Annotated in this window: 18 protein-coding genes; 16 read left to right on the top strand and 2 right to left on the bottom strand. The window is 62.4% G+C overall.

The genetic code is table 11. The annotated features are described in order from the left end of the window. Positions 1-21 precede the first annotated feature (21 nt). The 11 genes from eno to AC56QX_RS24095 all read left to right on the top strand — a co-directional run bounded on the left by eno (position 22) and on the right by AC56QX_RS24095 (position 10,248). Positions 22-1,296: a phosphopyruvate hydratase gene (gene eno / locus AC56QX_RS24145; protein ID WP_497111047.1), complete on the top strand. Its 1,275-nt coding sequence runs from the start codon at positions 22-24 to the stop codon at positions 1,294-1,296. A gap of 158 nt (positions 1,297-1,454) precedes the next feature. Continuing rightward, positions 1,455-1,778, top strand: coding sequence for an FtsB family cell division protein (locus AC56QX_RS24140; protein WP_497111046.1), 324 nt, complete (start codon positions 1,455-1,457; stop codon positions 1,776-1,778). A 193-nt stretch (positions 1,779-1,971) separates the two neighbouring features. Continuing rightward, positions 1,972-3,009 (top strand): pyruvate dehydrogenase (acetyl-transferring) E1 component subunit alpha, encoded by a 1,038-nt coding sequence (gene pdhA, locus AC56QX_RS24135; protein WP_497111045.1) that lies wholly within the window; start codon positions 1,972-1,974, stop codon positions 3,007-3,009. A gap of 14 nt (positions 3,010-3,023) precedes the next feature. After that, the gene (locus AC56QX_RS24130) at positions 3,024-4,409 is read left to right on the top strand and encodes a pyruvate dehydrogenase complex E1 component subunit beta (protein WP_497111044.1); all 1,386 of its coding nucleotides are present in this window, start codon (positions 3,024-3,026) and stop codon (positions 4,407-4,409) included. A gap of 18 nt (positions 4,410-4,427) precedes the next feature. Continuing rightward, positions 4,428-5,789, top strand: coding sequence for a pyruvate dehydrogenase complex dihydrolipoamide acetyltransferase (locus tag AC56QX_RS24125; protein WP_497111043.1), 1,362 nt, complete (start codon positions 4,428-4,430; stop codon positions 5,787-5,789). A gap of 14 nt (positions 5,790-5,803) precedes the next feature. Continuing rightward, the gene (locus AC56QX_RS24120) at positions 5,804-6,217 is read left to right on the top strand and encodes a hypothetical protein (protein ID WP_497111042.1); all 414 of its coding nucleotides are present in this window, start codon (positions 5,804-5,806) and stop codon (positions 6,215-6,217) included. A 4-nt stretch (positions 6,218-6,221) separates the two neighbouring features. Further along, complete coding sequence (locus AC56QX_RS24115; RefSeq protein ID WP_497111041.1) at positions 6,222-6,860, top strand: SGNH/GDSL hydrolase family protein; 639 nt, start codon at positions 6,222-6,224, stop codon at positions 6,858-6,860. Between the two features lie 15 nt (positions 6,861-6,875). After that, a complete protein-coding gene (gene lpdA / locus AC56QX_RS24110; RefSeq protein ID WP_497111040.1) occupies positions 6,876-8,321 on the top strand; it encodes a dihydrolipoyl dehydrogenase in 1,446 nt (481 codons plus the stop codon). Between the two features lie 99 nt (positions 8,322-8,420). Continuing rightward, the gene (locus tag AC56QX_RS24105) at positions 8,421-8,678 is read left to right on the top strand and encodes a GlsB/YeaQ/YmgE family stress response membrane protein (protein ID WP_091586392.1); all 258 of its coding nucleotides are present in this window, start codon (positions 8,421-8,423) and stop codon (positions 8,676-8,678) included. Positions 8,679-8,815: 137 nt separating this feature from the next. Then, positions 8,816-9,781, top strand: a complete 966-nt coding sequence (gene lipA, locus AC56QX_RS24100; RefSeq protein ID WP_477220627.1) for a lipoyl synthase — start codon at positions 8,816-8,818, stop codon at positions 9,779-9,781. Between the two features lie 8 nt (positions 9,782-9,789). Further along, positions 9,790-10,248, top strand: a complete 459-nt coding sequence (locus AC56QX_RS24095) for a type II toxin-antitoxin system RatA family toxin (RefSeq protein WP_497111038.1) — start codon at positions 9,790-9,792, stop codon at positions 10,246-10,248. 122 nt (positions 10,249-10,370) lie between these two features. Here AC56QX_RS24095 and AC56QX_RS24090 read toward each other — a convergent pair whose 3' ends face one another. Together AC56QX_RS24090 and AC56QX_RS24085 are read right to left on the bottom strand one after the other, a co-directional pair. Then, positions 10,371-10,859: a CinA family protein gene (locus AC56QX_RS24090; RefSeq protein ID WP_497111037.1), complete on the bottom strand. Its 489-nt coding sequence runs from the start codon at positions 10,857-10,859 to the stop codon at positions 10,371-10,373. Continuing rightward, a complete protein-coding gene (locus tag AC56QX_RS24085) occupies positions 10,856-12,079 on the bottom strand; it encodes a bifunctional 2-C-methyl-D-erythritol 4-phosphate cytidylyltransferase/2-C-methyl-D-erythritol 2,4-cyclodiphosphate synthase (protein WP_497111036.1) in 1,224 nt (407 codons plus the stop codon). The genes AC56QX_RS24090 and AC56QX_RS24085 overlap by 4 nt, the downstream gene beginning before the upstream one ends. A 233-nt stretch (positions 12,080-12,312) precedes the next feature. Here AC56QX_RS24085 and dusB point away from each other — a divergent pair, with 233 nt between their 5' ends. The 5 genes from dusB to ntrX all read left to right on the top strand — a co-directional run bounded on the left by dusB (position 12,313) and on the right by ntrX (position 19,724). Beyond that, positions 12,313-13,341 carry a tRNA dihydrouridine synthase DusB gene (gene dusB, locus AC56QX_RS24080; RefSeq protein WP_497111034.1) on the top strand — a complete coding sequence of 343 codons (1,029 nt, stop codon included), beginning with the start codon at positions 12,313-12,315 and terminating at the stop codon, positions 13,339-13,341. Then, entirely contained in the window at positions 13,338-14,480 is a 1,143-nt protein-coding gene (locus AC56QX_RS24075; protein ID WP_497111033.1) for a two-component system sensor histidine kinase NtrB, read from the top strand. Before dusB ends, AC56QX_RS24075 begins: the two co-directional genes overlap by 4 nt. Next, complete coding sequence (gene ntrC, locus AC56QX_RS24070; protein ID WP_027045043.1) at positions 14,477-15,937, top strand: nitrogen regulation protein NR(I); 1,461 nt, start codon at positions 14,477-14,479, stop codon at positions 15,935-15,937. Before AC56QX_RS24075 ends, ntrC begins: the two co-directional genes overlap by 4 nt. Positions 15,938-16,087: 150 nt before the next feature. After that, positions 16,088-18,373, top strand: coding sequence for a sensor histidine kinase NtrY-like (locus AC56QX_RS24065; protein WP_497111032.1), 2,286 nt, complete (start codon positions 16,088-16,090; stop codon positions 18,371-18,373). After that, the gene (gene ntrX, locus AC56QX_RS24060) at positions 18,363-19,724 is read left to right on the top strand and encodes a nitrogen assimilation response regulator NtrX (protein WP_010909346.1); all 1,362 of its coding nucleotides are present in this window, start codon (positions 18,363-18,365) and stop codon (positions 19,722-19,724) included. Before AC56QX_RS24065 ends, ntrX begins: the two co-directional genes overlap by 11 nt. Positions 19,725-19,765: the final 41 nt, after the last annotated feature.

Genomic DNA, 19,765 nt, shown 5'->3' with positions numbered 1-19,765 from the left:
AGATCAATCGGGGACATCGCAATGACCGCCATCATCGACATTGTCGGACGTGAAATCCTGGACAGCCGTGGAAACCCGACCGTCGAGGTCGATGTTGTGCTCGAAGACGGCTCGATGGGCCGCGCCGCGGTGCCGTCGGGCGCCTCGACCGGCGCCCACGAAGCCGTCGAGCTTCGCGATGGCGGTGCCCGCTATCTCGGCAAGGGCGTGCTGAAGGCCGTAGAGGCGGTCAATGGCGAGCTGTTCGAGGCGATCGGCGGCATGGAAGCCGAAAACCAGATCCATATCGACCAGACCATGATCGAGCTCGACGGCACACCCAACAAGAGCCGGCTCGGTGCCAACGCCATTCTCGGCGTTTCGCTGGCGGTGGCCAAGGCCGCGGCGGATGCCTCTGGCCTGCCGCTCTATCGCTATGTCGGCGGCACCAAGGCGCACATCCTGCCGGTGCCAATGATGAACATCATCAATGGCGGCGCCCATGCCGACAACCCGATCGATTTCCAGGAGTTCATGATCCTGCCGGTCGGCGCGCCGACTTTGCGCGAGGCCGTCCGCTGGGGTTCGGAAATCTTCCACACGCTGCGCAAGAAGCTGAAGGACGCCGGCCACAACACCAATGTCGGCGATGAGGGCGGCTTTGCCCCGAACCTGAAGAGCGCACCGGTGGCGCTCGATTTCATCATGGAATCGATCGAGAAGGCCGGCTTCAAGCCGGGCGAGGAGATCGCACTCGGCCTCGATTGCGCTGCGACCGAGTTCTTCAAGGACGGCAACTACGTCTATGAGGGCGAGAAGAAGACGCGCGATCCCAAGGCCCAGGCCAAATACCTCGCCAAGCTCGCGGCCGACTATCCGATCATCTCGATCGAGGACGGCCTTGCCGAGGACGACTGGGAAGGCTGGAAGTACCTGACCGATCTGATCGGCAAGAAGACGCAGCTGGTCGGCGACGACCTGTTCGTCACCAACACGGCGCGCCTGCGCGACGGTATCCGCATGGGCGTCGCCAATTCGATCCTGGTCAAGGTCAACCAGATCGGCTCGCTGACCGAAACGCTCGATGCCGTCGAGACCGCGCACAAGGCCGGCTACACCGCCGTCATGTCGCACCGGTCCGGCGAAACCGAGGATTCGACCATCGCCGATCTCGCCGTGGCTACCAATTGCGGGCAGATCAAGACCGGCTCGCTGTCGCGCTCCGACCGCATGGCCAAGTACAATCAGCTGATCCGCATCGAGGAAGAGCTCGGCAAGCAGGCGCGTTACGCCGGCAAGTCGGTGATCAAGGGCTGATCTGCAATACCAAACTCGGACAGTGCGCGAAGGGCGGGAGCATTCCCGCCCTTTTTCATTTCGCTGGTCGCCTGGCCGGTCTCCGTAACCGTCCGTTAAGCACAATCAGGTGAAAAAGGGTCCGGGTCGCCCGAGTTAGCGGCCATGGGGAATCGGTTATGTGGACGCGTCAGCACAAGCAGAGAAATACCGGCCGGCTGATCATTCCCTCGCTTTGCGTCCTATTCCTGGCCTATTTCGGCTTCCATGCCTATCACGGCGAGTTCGGCATCAATTCCAAATATCAGCTGGAAGCTCAAACGGTTGCGCTGCAGGCTCAGCTCGATGCCGTCAAGGCGCGGCGTATGGAGCTCGAACGGCGCGTTCGGCTCATGCATGACGGTACGCTGGAGAGGGACATGCTCGACGAGCAGGCGCGCCGGGCGCTCAATCTGTCCCAGGCTGATGAAATCACCATCATGCTGCCGGCCTCAGCGAAATAACTGACTTTCAGTTAATCACCAATATTTTCAATGATTTTAATCGCTTAGGCGCATGCCAGCTATGCAAATTCGTCATGGCGCAACGCTCTGACGCGTGTTAGCTTTGCATAAATCGGTGGGGAGAGCTGATCTTCCCAGGGCAGATTTCATCCTGCCCTAATGTCCGCAAAGAGACGCCAACAGGGAGTGATGCATGGCCACCGCAGCCAGAAAAGCGCCTGCCAAATCGAAATCCGACGGCAAATCAGGGCTTTCCGCGCCCAAGCCTGCTGAATTCACCAAGGACGAAGAGCTCGCCGCCTACCGGCACATGCTGCTCATCCGCCGCTTCGAGGAAAAGGCCGGCCAGCTCTACGGCATGGGCTTCATCGGCGGCTTCTGCCATCTTTATATCGGCCAGGAAGCAGTCGTCACCGGCATGAAGATGGCGCTGATCGACGGCGACCAGATGATAACAGCCTATCGCGACCACGGCCACATGCTGGCGATGGAGCTTTCGCCGCGCGGTGTCATGGCCGAGCTGACCGGACGTCGTGGCGGCCTGTCACGGGGCAAGGGCGGCTCCATGCACATGTTCTCCAAGGAGAAGCATTTTTATGGCGGTCACGGCATTGTCGGCGCGCAGGTGTCGCTCGGCACGGGCTTGGCCTTCGCCAACCGCTACCGCGACAACAACAACGTCTCGCTGACCTATTTCGGCGATGGCGCCGCCAACCAGGGCCAGGTCTATGAAAGCTTCAACATGGCCTCGCTGTGGAAGCTGCCGGTGATCTACATCATCGAGAACAACCGCTACGCCATGGGCACCTCGGTCTCGCGCTCGTCGGCGGAAACCAATTTTTCCCATCGCGGCGCCTCGTTCAAGATTCCGGGCATCCAGGTCGACGGCATGGATGTGCGCGCGGTCAAATCCGCTGGCGATCAGGCGACCGAATGGTGCCGTGGCGGCAACGGGCCGATCATTCTCGAAATGCAGACCTACCGCTATCGCGGTCACTCGATGTCCGACCCGGCAAAATACCGCTCCAAGGAAGAAGTCCAGAAGATGCGCTCCGACCATGACCCGATCGAACAGGTCAAGGCGCGGTTGACGCAGAAGAAGTGGGCGACCGAGGACGAGCTGAAGACCATCGACAAGGAGGTTCGCGACATCGTCGCCGACGCCGCCGAATTTGCCCAGAACGATGCAGAGCCGGATCCGTCCGAGCTCTGGACCGATATCGTACTGTAAGGGAGGGCCAGGACATGCCGATCGAAATTCTCATGCCTGCTCTCTCGCCGACCATGGAAGAGGGCAATCTTTCCAAGTGGTTGAAGAAAGAGGGCGACAAGGTTGTTGCCGGCGACGTCCTCGCCGAGATCGAAACCGACAAGGCGACGATGGAAGTCGAAGCCGTCGATGAAGGCACGCTTGCCAAGATCGTGGTTCCTGCCGGCACCGAAGGTGTCAAGGTCAACGCGGTGATCGCAGTGCTGGCGGTTGAGGGCGAAGACACCGACAAGGCCGGCGAAGGCATTGGCGAAGAGCCGGCCAAGGCCGAAGCAGCGGTGCCGACGCCAGCGGCGGCCAAGAGTGAAGCCGCGGCACCTGTCGCGGCGGCGCCGAAGACCGAAATTGCCGCCGATCCCGACATTCCGGCCGGCACCGAAATGGTCTCGACCACGGTGCGCGAAGCGCTGCGCGATGCCATGGCCGAGGAAATGCGCCGCGACGGCGACGTCTTCGTCATGGGCGAGGAGGTCGCCGAATACCAGGGCGCCTACAAGATCACCCAAGGCCTGTTGCAGGAATTCGGACCGCGCCGCGTCGTCGACACGCCGATCACCGAGCATGGCTTTGCCGGCGTCGGCGTCGGTGCGGCGATGGCTGGCCTGAAGCCGATCGTCGAATTCATGACCTTCAACTTCGCCATGCAGGCGATCGACCAGATCATCAATTCGGCCGCCAAGACGCTCTATATGTCGGGCGGCCAGATGGGCGCACCGATCGTCTTCCGCGGACCGAACGGTGCCGCCGCCCGCGTCGCCGCTCAGCACTCGCAGTGCTATGCCGCCTGGTACAGCCACATTCCCGGCCTGAAGGTGGTGATGCCGTACACGGCAGCCGACGCGAAGGGCCTGCTGAAGGCTGCGATCCGCGATCCGAACCCGGTCATCTTCCTCGAGAACGAGATCCTCTACGGCCAGTCCTTCGACGTGCCGAAGCTGGATGATTTCGTGCTGCCGATCGGCAAGGCGCGCATCCACAAGGTGGGCAAGGACGTCACCATCGTCTCCTTCGGCATCGGCATGACCTATGCGGTCAAGGCCGAGGCGGAACTGCGCGGCATGGGCATCGACGCAGAGATCATCGACCTCAGGACCATCCGCCCGCTCGATCTCGACACCATCATCGCCTCGGTCAAGAAGACCAACCGGCTGGTCGTGGTCGAAGAAGGCTATCCACAGAGCTCGGTCGGCGACCATATCGCTAACCAGGTCTCGCAGCGCGCTTTCGATTTCCTCGACGCGCCGGTTATCACCATTGCCGGCAAGGACGTGCCGATGCCTTATGCGGCAAACCTCGAAAAGCTGGCATTGCCGAATGTCGGCGAAGTCATCGAGGCGGTCAAAGCCGTCGCGTATCGCTGAACCGGGCGGGAGGACAAAATGCCAATCAACATCACCATGCCGGCGCTCTCGCCCACGATGGAAGAGGGCAATCTTTCCAAATGGCTCGTGAAAGAGGGCGACAAGGTTTCGCCGGGCGATGTCATCGCCGAGATCGAGACCGACAAGGCGACGATGGAAGTCGAAGCCGTCGATGAAGGCACGGTTGCAAAGCTCGTCGTCCCCGCCGGCACGGAAGGCGTCAAGGTCAATGCGCTGATCGCCGTGCTTGCCGCCGAGGGCGAGGACGCAGGCGCCGCCGCGAAAAGCGGTGGCGGTGCTGCGCCGGCGAAAGCCGAGGCTCCCAAGGCTGAAGCACCAAAGGCTGAAGCGCCGAAGGCCGAGCCTGTTGCTGCGGCCGCACCCAAAGCCGAAGCGGCACCGGCCGCCAATGGCCATGCGGCTGGCGAGCGAACCTTCGCCTCGCCGCTGGCACGCCGTATCGCCAAGGACGCCGGCGTCGATGTCTCGGCCGTGACCGGTACCGGCCCGCACGGCCGTGTGGTGAAGGCGGATGTCGATGCCGCGATTGCCGGTGGTGGCGCCAAGGCAGCGCCCGCTGCCAAGGCTCCGGCCGGCGCGCCTGCCGCCGCCGCTCCCGCCGTCAAGGCGATGTCGGACGACCAGGTGCTGAAACTGTTCGAGCAAGGCTCCTACGACCTCGTTCCGCACGATAATATGCGCAAGACGATTGCGCGGCGCCTGGTCGAGGCCAAGACCACCATTCCGCATTTCTACCTGACGCTCGACTGCGAACTCGACGCACTTCTGGCACTGCGCACGCAGATCAACGCCGCAGCCCCCGTGAAGAAGACCGACAAGGGTGAGGCGCCCGCCTACAAGCTGTCGGTCAACGACATGGTCATCAAGGCGATGGCCATGGCGCTGAAGGCGGTGCCGGATGCCAATGCCTCGTGGACCGAAAGCGCCATGGTCAAGCACAAGCATGCCGATGTCGGTGTTGCCGTGTCGATCCCCGGCGGCCTGATCACGCCGATCATTCGGCATGCGGACGAAAAGACGCTGTCTACCATCTCCAACGAGATGAAGGATCTGGCGAGCCGCGCCCGCAGCCGCAAGCTGAAGCCCGAAGAGTATCAGGGCGGCACCACGGCGGTGTCGAACCTCGGCATGTTCGGCATCAAGGATTTTGCCGCGGTGATCAACCCGCCGCATGCGACGATCCTGGCGGTCGGTGCGGGCGAGGAGCGGGCGGTGGTCAAGAACGGTGAGATCAAGATCGCCACGGTGATGTCGGTGACGCTGTCGACCGACCATCGCGCCGTTGACGGAGCACTCGGTGCCGAACTGCTGGTCGCCTTCAAGCGGCTGATCGAGAATCCGATGGGCATGCTGGTCTAGGAAAGGAAAAGGCTGTGCGGACATTCTTCACCAGCCTTTTCGCTTTCATCCTTTCCGGCTTTGCCGGCGGTCTCGTCGCGCAGTGGCTGGCTGTCGCCACCGACGATCAGGGAGCATACATCGTCGCCTTTGCAGTCTCGATGCTGGTGACGTTCGTCGTCACCTTTGTCTTCTTCATCGCTCAGTTGATGAATGATCCCGTCACCGCAGTGGCCAAAACTGGCAAATGGACGCTGATCGTGTTTGCGGTGCTGATTGTCCTGCTGGTCGCGTTGACGCTCTATAGCGACAGCAGTGCGGCAGTCGTCAGGAAAGACATGCCATTCATTGCAGGCCTTGGCTTGCCTGGGCTGGTAACGATCATCGTGCAGTGGTTTTTCGTGCGCTGGCGGGTGAAGCGCGGCGTAGCCAACACAAAGGCAGGTTGAGCGTATGAAGACGGTGCTTTGCTACGGCGATTCGCTGACCTGGGGACACGACCCGGAGACCTTGGGTCGACATAAATACGAAGACCGGTGGCCAACCACACTGGCGACCGTGCTCGGACCAAGCTTCCACGTCATTGCCGAGGGACTGGGCGGTCGTACCACGGCCTACGACGACTTCCTGTCGGCCGCGGACCGCAACGGCGCGCGGATATTGCCGACGACCCTGAGCACGCACTCGCCGATCGATCTGATCGTCATCATGCTTGGCTCGAACGACATGAAGCCGTCTATACACGGCAGCGCGGTCATAGCGTCCTATGGCATGCGGCGCCTCGTTGAAATCGTGCGGGGGCACGCCTATCCGTTCGGCATTGTCGCCCCCGGGATTATTCTGGTTGCGCCGCCGCATATCGTGGAAACCCGCAAGGCGGACTACGCCGAAATGTTGGGAACCGGCGCAATCGAGTCGCCCAAACTCGCCGGCTTCTATCAAGCCGCCGCCAACGAGATGGGCTGCGGCTTTTTTGATGCCGCGAGCGTCGCCAAATGTACACCGCTCGATGGCGTCCATCTCGATGCCGAAAACACGCGCAACATCGGCAAGGCGTTAGCGCCTGTCGTGCGCGGCATGCTGGAACTGTGAATAAGGAGAAGATCCGTGGCTGAGAACTACGACGTCATCATCATCGGCTCCGGCCCCGGCGGCTATGTCACGGCGGTGCGTTCCGCCCAGCTCGGCTTCAAGACCGCGATCGTCGAGCGCGAGCATCTCGGCGGCATCTGCCTCAACTGGGGCTGCATACCGACCAAGGCGCTGCTGCGCTCGGCCGAGATCATGCACTATTCGGATCATTTGAAGGACTATGGCTTGAAGCTCGACGGCAAGGTCAGCGTCGACACGGCGGCCGTGGTCGACCGCTCGCGCAAAGTGTCGCTGCGGTTGAATGGCGGCGTCGCCTTCCTGATGAAGAAGAACAAGGTCGATGTCATCTGGGGCGAAGCCAAGCTGTCGAAGCCCGGTGAAATCGTCGTCTCCAAGACGGCCAAGAAGCCGATGGAGCCGCAGCCGCCGGTGCCAAGCGGCGTCAAGGGCGAGGGCACCTACACCGCCAAACACATCATCCTGGCGACCGGTGCCCGGCCGCGCGCGCTGCCTGGCATCGAACCGGACGGCAAGCTGATCTGGACCTATTTCGAGGCGATGGTTCCGCCGGAAATGCCGAAGTCGCTGCTGGTGATGGGTTCCGGTGCCATCGGTATCGAATTCGCCTCCTTCTACCGCACCATGGGCGCTGACGTGACGGTGGTTGAATTGCTGCCGGCGGTGATGCCGGTGGAAGATGCCGAAGTCTCGAGATTTGCGCAAAAACAGTTCGAGAAGCAAGGCATGAAGATCATTCTCGAAGCCAAGGTGACCAAGGTCGAGAAGGGTGGCAACTCGGTCACCGCGCATGTCGAGATGAAGGACGGCAAGGTCGAGAAGATCACCGCCGACCGCATGATCTCGGCTGTCGGCGTGCAGGGTAATATCGAGGGCCTCGGGCTTGAAGCACTTGGCGTTAAGACCGACCGCGGCTGCGTCGTCGTCGACGGCTACGGCAAGACAAACATACCCGGCATCTACGCCATCGGCGATGTCGCCGGCCCGCCGATGCTGGCCCACAAGGCCGAGCATGAGGGCGTCGTGTGCATCGAAAAGATCGCCAGCTTTCCCGGCGTGCACGCCATCGACAAGCTCAAGATCCCCGGCTGCACCTATTGCAACCCGCAGGTCGCCTCTGTCGGCCTGACGGAAGCCAAGGCCAAGGCCGAGGGCAAGGATATCCGCGTCGGCCGCTTCCAGTTTGCCGCCAACGGCAAGGCGATCGCGCTTGGCGAGGACCAGGGCTTCATCAAAACCATCTTCGACAAGAAGACCGGTCAACTGCTCGGTGCGCACATGGTCGGCGCCGAGGTGACCGAGTTGATCCAGGGTTTTGTGGTGGCGATGAACCTGGAGACGACGGAAGAAGAGCTGATGCACACCATCTTCCCGCACCCGACGCTGTCGGAGATGATGAAGGAAAGCGTGCTCGACGCCTATGGCCGCGCGTTGAACGCATGATAGATTCGCCGCAAGAGACTCAGCCGCGAAAGCCCTGGGAACTCAACGGCAGCGGTGTTCGTTTCCGGATGCATTTTTACGTGCGCAAGGAGAAGACATATGCACTTGAACGGCGTGGGCTGGATCGCAGCCATCATCATCGGCGGCCTGGCAGGCTGGTTCGCCGAAATGTTCATGAAGAGCAACACCGGCATATTCATGAACATTATCATGGGTATCGTCGGCGCCGTGGTGTTGAATGCCATCCTGCAGGCGCTCAATTTCGGCCCATTCGGCGTCGGCTGGATTGCCTATCTGATCACCGGCTTCATCGGTGCCTGCCTGCTGATCTGGGTTGGTCGCCTGGTGCGCCGCTAATCGATATCGTTCCCGGCTATGCGAAAACGGTTGTAGCGGCATGCGCCGCTGCAGCCTTTTTCTTTGGGCCGAAAAGTCCTAGATGACGTGAAAGTGACGATCGCCGACGGGCGGTCGCAAGAAAAGCCAGGGTTCAGATGGTCACTGTCCTCGACACGATCGCCAACGCGCCGCGGCTGCGGCACCCGGAGAAGGCGCATAAGCCTGACCAGGAAGTGCTGCGCAAGCCGGACTGGATCCGCGTCAAGGCGCCGGTCTCGAAGGGCTATGCCGAGACACGCGAAATCGTGAAATCGCACAAGCTGGTGACGGTCTGTGAAGAGGCCGGCTGCCCCAATATCGGCGAGTGCTGGGAAAAGAAGCACGCCACCTTCATGATCATGGGCGAGATCTGCACGCGCGCCTGCGCCTTCTGCAATGTCGCCACCGGCATTCCGACCGCGCTCGATGCCGATGAACCCGCACGCGTCGCGCATGCCGTCAAGCAGATGGGCCTCAGCCACGTCGTCATCACTTCGGTCGACCGCGACGATCTCGCCGATGGCGGCGCACAGCACTTCGCCGAAGTCATCCGGGCGATCCGCGCGGCAACGCCTTTGACGACAATCGAAATCCTGACGCCCGATTTCCTGCGCAAGGATGGCGCGCTCGAGATCGTCGTGGCGGCAAAGCCAGACGTCTTCAACCACAATCTCGAAACGGTGCCGTCGAACTATCTGACGGTTCGGCCGGGCGCGCGCTATTTCCACTCGATCCGGCTGTTGCAGCGGGTCAAGGAACTCGACCCGTCGATCTTCACCAAGTCCGGCATCATGGTGGGGCTTGGCGAGGAGCGGAACGAAATCCTGCAGCTGATGGACGATCTGCGTTCGGCCAATGTCGACTTCATGACCATCGGCCAATATCTGCAGCCGTCAAAGAAGCACCATCCGGTGATCCGCTTCGTCACACCCGAAGAGTTCAAGTCCTTCGAGACGATCGGCCGGACCAAGGGTTTCCTGCTGGTGGCGTCGAGCCCGCTTACACGCTCATCGCACCATGCCGGCGACGATTTCGCGCGGCTGCGCGCGGCGCGGGAAGCGCAGCTCCAGAAATCTCTCTAGCCGATTTTATGCCGAAATTCGAAGCCACCCGCCGCGTTGCCCATACGCCGCAGCAGATGTTCGCGCTGGTTGCCGATGTCGAGGCCTATCCGCAATTCCTGCCGCTTTGCGAAGCGCTGACGGTACGCTCGCGCAAGGAGCGTGACGGACGCACCATTCTGCTGGCTGACATGAGCATCGGCTACAAGGCCATCCGCGAGACCTTCACCACGCAGGTGCTGCTCAAGCCCGACGAGAACGCCATCGACGTGAAGTATATCGATGGCCCGTTCAAATATCTGAGCAATGTCTGGCGTTTCGAGCCGGACGGCGCCGGCTGCGCCGTCCGCTTCTTCATTGACTATGAATTCAAGAGCCGCATCCTGGGCGCGCTGATGGGCACCATGTTCGACCGTGCCTTCCGCATGTTCGCCGAGGCTTTCGAAAAGCGCGCCGACGTCATCTATGGTGTCGCACCGCAGGCCTAGAGCATTTCACCGTTTCACGGAAACGGCGAACTGCTCTAACTCTTTGTTTTGACGCAATTCCCAAGGGAAAGCGCTATGCGCTTTTCCCGGGAAAACCGCTTCACACTTTTCCTGGAATTGCTCTAATTCTGGCTGAGCGCTTGCAGGCCCAGCTTCAGGGCGTGTCTCACCGTCTCGTGGCGGATGAATTCGCGGCCTTTGTGGCCAAACAGCTGGCGCTCGGCGACAACCGGCTGACCGGCCAGAGCCAGGCCGAACCAGACGAGACCGACCGGCTTGTCGGCCGAACCTCCGCCTGGACCGGCAATGCCGGTAACGGCAAGAGAAAGGCTCGCGCGTGAATGCGCCAGCGCGCCGGCCGCCATCTCCAGCACCGTTTCGCGCGACACAGCTCCATGCGCGTCGAGCGTTTCGGCGGAAACGCCGAGCATCTCCATCTTGGCTTCATTGGAATAGGTGATGAAACCGCGGTCGACCACGGCGGAGGAGCCGGCAATGTCGGTGAGCGCCGCGATGATCAAGCCGCCGGTGCAGCTCTCCGCCGTCGCCAGCATGATGCCACGTTGCTGGCAGGCCAGCAGCAGGGAGTTTGCGAGCTCGGCGTTGCTCATTCCGGCACCTCGCCGGGGAACACCACGCTGGCCGTGGCGATCGCCGCAATGCCTTCCTCGCGGCCGATGAAGCCGAGCTTCTCGTTGGTGGTCGCCTTGATCGAGATGCGGTCGGCGGAAATGCCCAGCATTTGCGACAGGGCCGAGGTCATCGCCTGGCGATGCGGGCCGACACGCGGCGCCTCGCAGATCAGCGTGATGTCGGCATTGGCGATGCGTCCGCCGCGCCCGCGCACCACCTTTGCCGCATGTTCGACGAAGATCCGGGACGCAGCGCCTTTCCACTGCGGGTCGGACGGCGGAAAATGCGTGCCGATGTCGCCGGAGCCACAGGTCGCCAGCAGGGCGTCGGTCAAAGCGTGCAGCCCGACATCGGCGTCGGAATGGCCCGACAATTTCTTGTCATGCGGAATGGCGACGCCACACAGGGTGACATGATCGCCAGGCTCGAAGGCGTGGACGTCGTAGCCGTTGCCGGTGCGGATGTCGGGGAAGTGCGTTCGTTCGCTGGAAAGCCGCTCGTGCGCCATGGCGATGTCCCGTGCCCAGGTGAGTTTGACATTGTCCGGCGAGCCGGGAACCAACTTGACCGGAATATGCGCCCATTCGGCGATGGCCGCGTCGTCGGTGAAGTCCAGTCTGCCCAGTTGATGGGCCTTGTCGTGTGCGGCAAGGATCGGCCCGTAGGGAAAACCTTGCGGTGTTTGCGCCGCGTGGAGCCCGCTGCGGGAAACGGTTTCCGCGACCACGCCGGCGGCCGACTCGCGCTTCAGCGTGTCGGCGACGGGCAGGGCTGGCAACGCTCCCTCGTTCTCGCCGATGGCGGCGATGGTGCGGTCGATCAACTCCGCATCGACGAACGGGCGGACGGCGTCGTGAATCAGAACCTGGCCCGGCGCGTGGGCCTTCAGTGCCAGCAGCCCGAGCCGGACGGACTCCTGCCTGGTCGGTCCGCCAATGACTGCGGTGACACGCTGGGCCTGGGCGCCCGCCGCTTGCCGGAACAGTTCGTGGTCGTCGGCGTGGATGGCGACGACAATCTGGCCGGTTCGCGGATGGGCAAGAAACATCTCCAGCGTATGCGCAATGACGGCGCGCCCACCGATGTTCTGGTACTGCTTGGGTCCGTTGGCCTGACCGGCACGAGCGCCGCGGCCGGCGGCGACGATCACCACCGCAACCCCACCCGTCGCGCTCGAGTTTTCACTTCCGTCAGTCATGGCGATTGGCTTAGCGCACGATCCCCAAAAGTGTAATTGGTTTTCCGAAAAGATCGTGCGTCAAATATGAATTCCAAAAGCGTCTTGAAGGAAGCGCGGCGCCTTTGGTCGCGGCAAAAGCCGAAGGCCGGCATTTTCCCAATTGCGCCTTAATGTGGCGTCATTCCGCGTTGCACATTGCGGCCGATATGGCTAGAGAATGTGCAACGAATGGACGTGCTTGGTTTTTGTGCATGGTTAACTCAGCCAAATTGGCCGCGCCTCTCGACGTCGGCGGCGTGGAAATCCGCAATCGCGTGTTCCTCGCGCCGATGTCGGGCATTACTGACGAGCCTTTCCGCAAGCGCGCCCATGCGCACGGCGCCGGCCTGGTCGTGTCCGAAATGGTGGCAAGCGGCGAACTCGCCAAGGGCAGGGCCGGCTTCGACCTGCGCATACGGCATTCCGGCCTGCCCGTCCATATGGTACAGCTCGCCGGTCGCGAGGCAGCACATATGGCCGAAGGCGCGCGCATCGCCGCCGGCGAGGGCGCCGACATTATCGACATCAACATGGGCTGCCCGGCGAAGAAGGTTACCGGTGGATATGCCGGCTCGGCATTGATGCTGGATCTCGACCACGCGCTGTCGCTGATTGAGGCCGTGGTTGGCGCGGTCAAGGTGCCGGTGACGGTCAAGATGCGGCTCGGTTGGGACGAAGGCGCGCTCAATGCACCCATCCTCGCGCGCCGTGCCGAGCAGGCGGGCGTCAGAATGGTGACTGTGCATGGCCGCACGCGCTGCCAGTTCTATCAGGGCAAGGCCGACTGGCGCGCCATCGCTCGCGTCAAAGAAGCCGTTTCCATCCCGGTCGTTGCCAATGGCGATGTCTGCTCCCTGGCCGAGGCAGCCGCCATTCTCGACCAATCCGGTGCCGATGCGGTGATGGTCGGCCGCGCGCACTATGGCGCGCCCTGGATCGCTGGTGGCATTGCAGCCGCGGCAGCAGGCGAAACGGCGACCAACGTGCCGTGCAATTCGACCGCACTGGCCGACTATGTCGTCGCCCACTACGAAGACATGCTGGCGCTATATGGCGTCGAGAGCGGCTTGCGCCAGGCGCGCAAGCATCTGGGCTGGTATCTCGATCGCCATGCCGTTGGCGTCGCCGACGACGACCGAAAGGCGATCCTGACCACGTTCGAACCGGCCCGCGTCATTGCCTTGCTGCGCAATGTGTTCTCGCGCGATCCGCAATCCTTGAACCTGCGGAGTGCGGCATGAACGCCAACGTCACCCACGGTACCGATATGGCAGAGGCCGCCCATATCGTGCTCAACACGATCCGCCGGCCGGTGATCATGGTCGATACGGATGGGTTCATCACCTACGCCAATGCCGATGCCGAGGACTTCTTCCGCTCAAGCGCGAATATGCTCGCCCGCAACACGCTGTCCAAGCTGATCCCGTTCGGCAGCCCGCTGCTGACACTGGTCGATCAGGTGCGCGAGCGCCGGGCTCCGGTCAACGAGTATCGCGTTGATGTGTCGTCGCCGCGCCTCGGCATCGAGAAGGTCGTCGATCTCTATGTCGCGCCGGTGCCGGAATTCCCAGGCTCCGTCGTCGTCATGTTCCAGGAGCGGTCGATGGCCGACAAGATCGACCGCCAGATGACGCATCGCGGTGCGGCGCGTTCGGTGACTGGCCTGGCGGCCATGCTTGCCCACGAAATCAAGAACCCGCTCTCCGGCATCCGAGGCGCCGCGCAGCTGCTCGAACTGTCCGCCTCCGACGAGGACCGCGCGCTGACGCGGCTCATCACCGACGAGACGGACCGCATCGTCTCGCTGGTCGATCGCATGGAGGTGTTTTCCGACGAGCGGCCGATCGATCGCTATCCCGTCAACATCCATGTCGTGCTTGACCATGTGAAGGCGATTGCCAAGAACGGTTTTGCAAAGAAAATCAGGATATTGGAGGACTATGATCCATCATTGCCTCCGGTGTTCGCCAATCGCGACCAGCTGATCCAGGTGTTCCTCAACCTGGTTAAGAACGCCGCCGAGGCGATCGGCAGTGATCCGCATGGCGAAATCGTGCTGTCGACCGCCTTCCGGCCGGGCATTCGCGTTTCGGTTCCAGGAACGCAGGATCGCGTGTCGCTGCCGCTGGAGTTCTGCGTGCGCGACAACGGCTCCGGCGTCTCGGAGGATATCCTGCCGATCCTGTTCGATCCCTTCATCACCACCAAGCCGAACGGATCCGGGCTGGGGCTGGCACTCGTCGCCAAGATCGTCGGCGAACACGGCGGCATCATCGAATGCGACTCGACCCCGCGCGGAACCACCTTCCGCATCCTGATGCCCGCCTGGAAGGAAACGCCGTTCGGCGCTGAAGAAGACGGTGAAGGAGACCGCAAATGACGGTTCGCGGCAATATTCTCGTCGCCGATGACGATGCGGCGATCCGCACAGTGCTCAATCAGGCTCTCTCTCGCGTCGGCCATGAGGTGCGCGTCACTTCCAATGCCTCGACCCTTTGGCGCTGGGTGGCAGCGGGCGAGGGCGATCTTGTTATCACCGACGTGGTGATGCCGGACGAGAACGCCTTCGACATGCTGCCGCGCATCAAGAAGGCGCGACCGGAACTGCCCGTCATCGTCATGAGCGCACAGAACACGTTCATGACGGCGATCCGCGCATCCGAAACCGGCGCCTACGAATATCTGCCAAAGCCGTTCGACCTGACCGAGCTCCTCAACATCGTCAACCGGGCGCTGTCTGAGCCGCGCCGGCCGAAGATCGATGCGCGGCCGGAAGAACAGCCCGATGCCATGCCGCTGGTCGGCCGCTCGGCAGCCATGCAGGACATCTACCGCATGCTGGCGCGTATGATGCAGACCGACCTGACGGTCATGATCTCGGGCGAATCCGGCACCGGCAAGGAACTGGTGGCGCGTGCGCTGCATGAATATGGCCGTCGTCGTGGCGGGCCGTTCGTCGCCATCAACATGGCGGCAATCCCGCGCGACCTCATCGAATCAGAACTGTTCGGGCATGAGAAGGGCGCCTTCACCGGCGCCCAGAACCGCTCCACCGGCCGCTTCGAGCAGGCCGAGGGCGGCACGCTGTTCCTCGACGAGATCGGCGACATGCCGATGGAGGCGCAGACGCGCCTGCTGCGTGTCCTGCAGCAGGGCGAATACACGACGGTCGGCGGCCGCACGCCGATCAAGACCGATGTGCGCATCGTCGCCGCCACCAACAAGGATCTGCGCACGCTGATCAACCAGGGACTGTTCCGCGAGGATCTGTTCTATCGCCTCAACGTCGTGCCGTTGAGATTGCCGGCATTGCGCGAGCGCTCCGAGGACGTGCCCGATCTAGTGCGTCATTTCTTCAAGCTCGGCGAAATGGAAGGGCTGCAGACCAAGCGCATCTCGTCAGGCGGCATCGAATTGATGAAGCGCTATCCCTGGCCAGGCAATGTGCGCGAGCTGGAAAATCTGGTGCGCCGGCTCGCCGCGCTTTATTCGCAGGACGAGATTTCCGCCGAGATCATCGAGGCGGAGCTCAAGACCGGAGAGCGTCCCGTGGTTCCGGGCGGCGGCAACCTCATTCCCGACGACCTTTCCATCGGTCAGGCGGTCGAGCATTTCCTGCAGCGCTATTTCGCATCGTTTGCCGGTGAATTGCCGCCCGCCGGGCTCTACCAGCGCATTCTGTCCGAAGTTGAATATCCGCTGGTCCTGGCCTCGATGACGGCGACTCGCGGCAACCAGATCAAGGCCGCGGAACTGCTGGGGTTGAACCGCAACACGCTGCGCAAGAAGATTCGCGAACTGGGCGTCAATGTCTACAAATCATCGCGGCCAGGCTGAGCGCTGGTCCGGCGTTGATTCTTTTCGGGAGACTGAGCGTCTTTTCAGGGGGCTGAGCGGCGAAAGATTGCTGCCATTGTCACACTTGTTGCATAATCGCCACAATGCGTTGCATAGATCGGACGCAATCATTGGCTCCCAGACGGCGACATGGCTCCGCAGGCACCTGTACTCAACCAACCGCTTTTCAGCGAACCCGGCGCCCGCGACGGGCGCCGCCTGCTGGCGCTGCCCGGCGTCGTGGCGGTCGTTGGCGCCCTGGTCATGGCGGCCATTTCGTTCACCATCCTGGTCGGCGCGACGCCGATCGCGCCTGACGCCAGGACGACCTGGGCGCTGATCGCGCTCAATGCCGCTTTCGTGCTTTTCCTCAGCGCGCTGGTCGGGCGCGAGGTGCATCGCATCGTCATGGCGCGCCGGCATGGCAAAGCGGCCTCGCGGCTGCATGTGCGCATCGTCGCCATGTTCGCGCTGGTTGCCGCCATCCCTGCTATCATGGTGGCGATCATCGCCTCGATCACGCTCGATATCGGCCTCGATCGCTGGTTCGAGATACGCACCAAGACGATCGTCAATTCCTCGCTGTCGATAGCCGATGCCTATGTCCAGGAAAACGCCCGCAATCTGCAAGGCACGACGCTGTCGATGGCCTATGATCTCGATGCGTCGCGCACGCTCTACGGCCTTGATCGCACAGGCTTTCTCGACCTCATGAACAAGGAGGCGGTGGGCCGGTCGCTGGCCCATGCGGCGCTGATCAAGCCCGACGGCTCGTTCGTCATGAGCGCCCAGACCGATGCCGATTTCTCCATGCCGGAACCGCCGGAGGGCTCGGTCAGCAGCGCCACCGAGGGCAAACCGGTGCTGATCGAGCCGCGCACCCGCAACATCATGGGCGCCATCGTCAAGCTGCGCGAGATCGAGGGCCTCTACCTCTACACCATCCGCCTTGTCGATCCCGAGGTGATCAAGGCACGGCAGATCGTCAGGTCCAACACCGACGAGTATCGCAACCTCGAAGACAACAGGCGCACCTCGCAAGTCGCCTTCGCACTGCCCTATCTGTCGCTGACCCTGATCATCATCCTGTCGGCGATCTGGACCGGCATTGCCGTAGCCGACCGTCTCGTGCGGCCGATTCGCCAGCTCATCGGTGCCGCAGACGAGGTGGCGACAGGCAATCTCGACGTCGCGGTCCCCGTCAGGCCTTCCGACGGTGATGTCGCCTCGCTTGGCGATACCTTCAACAAGATGCTGCTGGAGCTCAAATCGCAACGCAACGAGATCCTGTCGGCAAAAGACCTGATCGACGAGCGGCGGCGCTTTTCCGAAGCCGTGCTCGCCGGCGTCACCGCCGGCGTCATCGGCGTCGATCCCTATGGCATCGTCACCATCGTCAACCGTTCGGCCGAATCGATGTTGGCGATTTCCGCCAGTGCCGCACTCGGACAGAACCTGTCCGCCATTCTGCCACATGTCGGCCGCGTCTTCGAAATCGGCCGCCAGTCGGGCAAGCCTGTCTACCGCGAGCAGGTGACATTCTTCCGCGCCGGCACCGAGCGTACCTTCAACGTGCAGATCACCATCGAGGCGGGCGACGACGGTTCGGAGGAGAAATCCTACGTCGTGACGGTCGACGACATCACCGACCTGGTTCAGGCCCAGCGTTCTTCGGCCTGGGCCGATGTGGCGCGCCGCATCGCCCACGAGATCAAGAACCCGCTGACGCCGATCCAGCTTTCGGCCGAGCGCATCAAACGCCGCTACGGCAAGGTCATCACCGAGGATCGCGAGGTTTTCGACCAGTGCACCGACACCATCATCCGGCAGGTCGAGGACATCGGCCGCATGGTCGACGAATTCTCCGCCTTCGCGCGTATGCCCAAGCCCGAGATGAAAGCCATCGATCTGCGCGAATCGCTGCGCGAGGCATCGTTCCTGGTCGAAGTCAGCCGCGCCGACATCACCTTCGAGCGGGTTTTCGGCAACGAGCCGCTCAAGGGCACGTTCGACAGCCGGCTGATGGCGCAGGCTTTCGGCAATGTGATCAAGAATGCCGCCGAAGCGATCGACGGATTGGAACAGAAGGACGGTTCGCACGGCATAATCCGGATTCAAGCCGGCCGTCAGAATGGCGCGATCAGAATCGACGTCATCGACAATGGCAAAGGCCTGCCGCGCGAGAATCGCCAACGGCTGCTCGAGCCCTATATGACCACACGCGAGAAGGGCACCGGGCTTGGTCTCGCTATCGTCAAGAAGATCGTGGAGGACCATGGTGGCAGGCTGGAACTTCATGATGCACCTGCGGATTTCCATGGCGGGCGCGGTGCGATGATCAGCATCATCCTGCCGCCTGCGGCTGCCACGCCGTCGCGCGGCGAAGCCAAGACGGAACACGAAAGAGAAACTGAAAAGGTCGGTAATGGCGTCTGATATTCTCATCGTCGATGACGAGGAAGACATCCGTGAGCTCGTCGCGGGCATCCTGAGCGACGAAGGTCACGAAACCCGCACGGCATTCGATGCCGACAGCGCGCTCGCTGCTATAGCTGATCGCGCGCCGAGGTTGATTTTCCTCGATATCTGGCTGCAGGGCTCGCGCCTGGACGGCCTGGCGCTGCTCGACGAGATCAAGACCATGCATCCCACGCTGCCGGTGGTGATGATCTCCGGCCATGGCAACATCGAAACGGCGGTCTCGGCCATCCGTCGTGGCGCCTATGATTTCATCGAAAAGCCGTTCAAGGCCGACAGGCTGATCCTGATTGCCGAGCGCGCGCTGGAAACCTCGAAATTGCGGCGCGAGGTTTCCGACCTCAAACAGCGCAGCGGCGAGACCTTCGACCTGATCGGCATGTCGTCGGCGATGAGCCAGTTGCGCCAGACCATCGAGCGCGTCGCGCCAACCAATAGCCGCGTGATGATCATCGGCCCGTCGGGATCCGGCAAGGAACTGGCGGCGCGCGCCATCCACACGCTGTCGGCGCGCAAGGGCGCGCCGTTCGTGACGCTGAGTGCCGCCAACATCACGCCTGAGCGCATGGAGATCGAGCTGTTCGGCACCGAATCGAACGGTGTCGAGCGCAAGGTCGGCGCGCTGGAAGAAGCCCATCGCGGCATCCTCTACATCGACGAAGTGGCCGATATGCCGCGCGAGACGCAGAACAAGATCCTGCGCGTGCTGGTCGAGCAGCAGTTCGAGCGGGTAGGGGGCACCAAGCGGGTCAAGGTCGATGTTCGCATCATCTCCTCGACCTCGCAGAATCTGGAAGCCATGATCGCCGACGGACGTTTCCGCGAGGATCTCTATCATCGCCTGGCGGTGGTTCCGGTGATGGTGCCGGGGCTGGCCGAGCGGCGCGAGGATATTCCTTATCTCGTCGACAATTTCATGAAACAGATCGCCCGCCAGGCCGGCATCAAGCCGCGCCGTATCGGTGACGACGCGCTGGCCGTGCTGCAGGCGCACAACTGGCCGGGGAACGTGCGCCAGCTGCGCAACAATGTCGAGCGGCTGATGATCCTGGCGCGCGGCGACGATGTCGATGCGCCGATCACCGCGGACCTTTTGCCGTCCGAAATCGGCGATGTCATGCCGCGCACGCCAAACCAGTCCGACCAGCACATCATGGCGCTGCCGTTGCGCGAGGCGCGTGAACAGTTCGAGAAGGACTATCTGATCGCCCAGATCAATCGCTTTGGCGGCAACATCTCGAAGACCGCCGAGTTCATCGGCATGGAGCGCTCCGCCTTGCACCGCAAGCTGAAGTCGCTGGGCGTCTGACGGACACAAAGTCAGCCTGGCCGTGGCCTACGCAATTGTCG

The organism is Mesorhizobium sp. RCAM 06353 (assembly GCF_059683585.1).
The sequence above is the reverse complement of the archived record's forward strand: the minus strand, read 5'-3'. Positions and strand labels throughout refer to the sequence as shown.

Coding starts and splice junctions, on each gene's coding strand:
- AC56QX_RS24125 (WP_497111043.1), top strand. CDS start 4,428: ATGCCAATCAACATCACCATGCCGGCGCTCTCGCCCACGATGGAAGAG.
- lipA (WP_477220627.1), top strand. CDS start 8,816: ATGGTCACTGTCCTCGACACGATCGCCAACGCGCCGCGGCTGCGGCAC.
- AC56QX_RS24115 (WP_497111041.1), top strand. CDS start 6,222: ATGAAGACGGTGCTTTGCTACGGCGATTCGCTGACCTGGGGACACGAC.
- AC56QX_RS24085 (WP_497111036.1), bottom strand. CDS start 12,079: ATGACTGACGGAAGTGAAAACTCGAGCGCGACGGGTGGGGTTGCGGTG.
- dusB (WP_497111034.1), top strand. CDS start 12,313: ATGGTTAACTCAGCCAAATTGGCCGCGCCTCTCGACGTCGGCGGCGTG.
- eno (WP_497111047.1), top strand. CDS start 22: ATGACCGCCATCATCGACATTGTCGGACGTGAAATCCTGGACAGCCGT.
- AC56QX_RS24090 (WP_497111037.1), bottom strand. CDS start 10,859: ATGAGCAACGCCGAGCTCGCAAACTCCCTGCTGCTGGCCTGCCAGCAA.
- ntrC (WP_027045043.1), top strand. CDS start 14,477: ATGACGGTTCGCGGCAATATTCTCGTCGCCGATGACGATGCGGCGATC.
- pdhA (WP_497111045.1), top strand. CDS start 1,972: ATGGCCACCGCAGCCAGAAAAGCGCCTGCCAAATCGAAATCCGACGGC.
- AC56QX_RS24095 (WP_497111038.1), top strand. CDS start 9,790: ATGCCGAAATTCGAAGCCACCCGCCGCGTTGCCCATACGCCGCAGCAG.
- ntrX (WP_010909346.1), top strand. CDS start 18,363: ATGGCGTCTGATATTCTCATCGTCGATGACGAGGAAGACATCCGTGAG.
- AC56QX_RS24105 (WP_091586392.1), top strand. CDS start 8,421: ATGCACTTGAACGGCGTGGGCTGGATCGCAGCCATCATCATCGGCGGC.
- AC56QX_RS24140 (WP_497111046.1), top strand. CDS start 1,455: ATGTGGACGCGTCAGCACAAGCAGAGAAATACCGGCCGGCTGATCATT.
- AC56QX_RS24075 (WP_497111033.1), top strand. CDS start 13,338: ATGAACGCCAACGTCACCCACGGTACCGATATGGCAGAGGCCGCCCAT.
- AC56QX_RS24130 (WP_497111044.1), top strand. CDS start 3,024: ATGCCGATCGAAATTCTCATGCCTGCTCTCTCGCCGACCATGGAAGAG.
- AC56QX_RS24065 (WP_497111032.1), top strand. CDS start 16,088: ATGGCTCCGCAGGCACCTGTACTCAACCAACCGCTTTTCAGCGAACCC.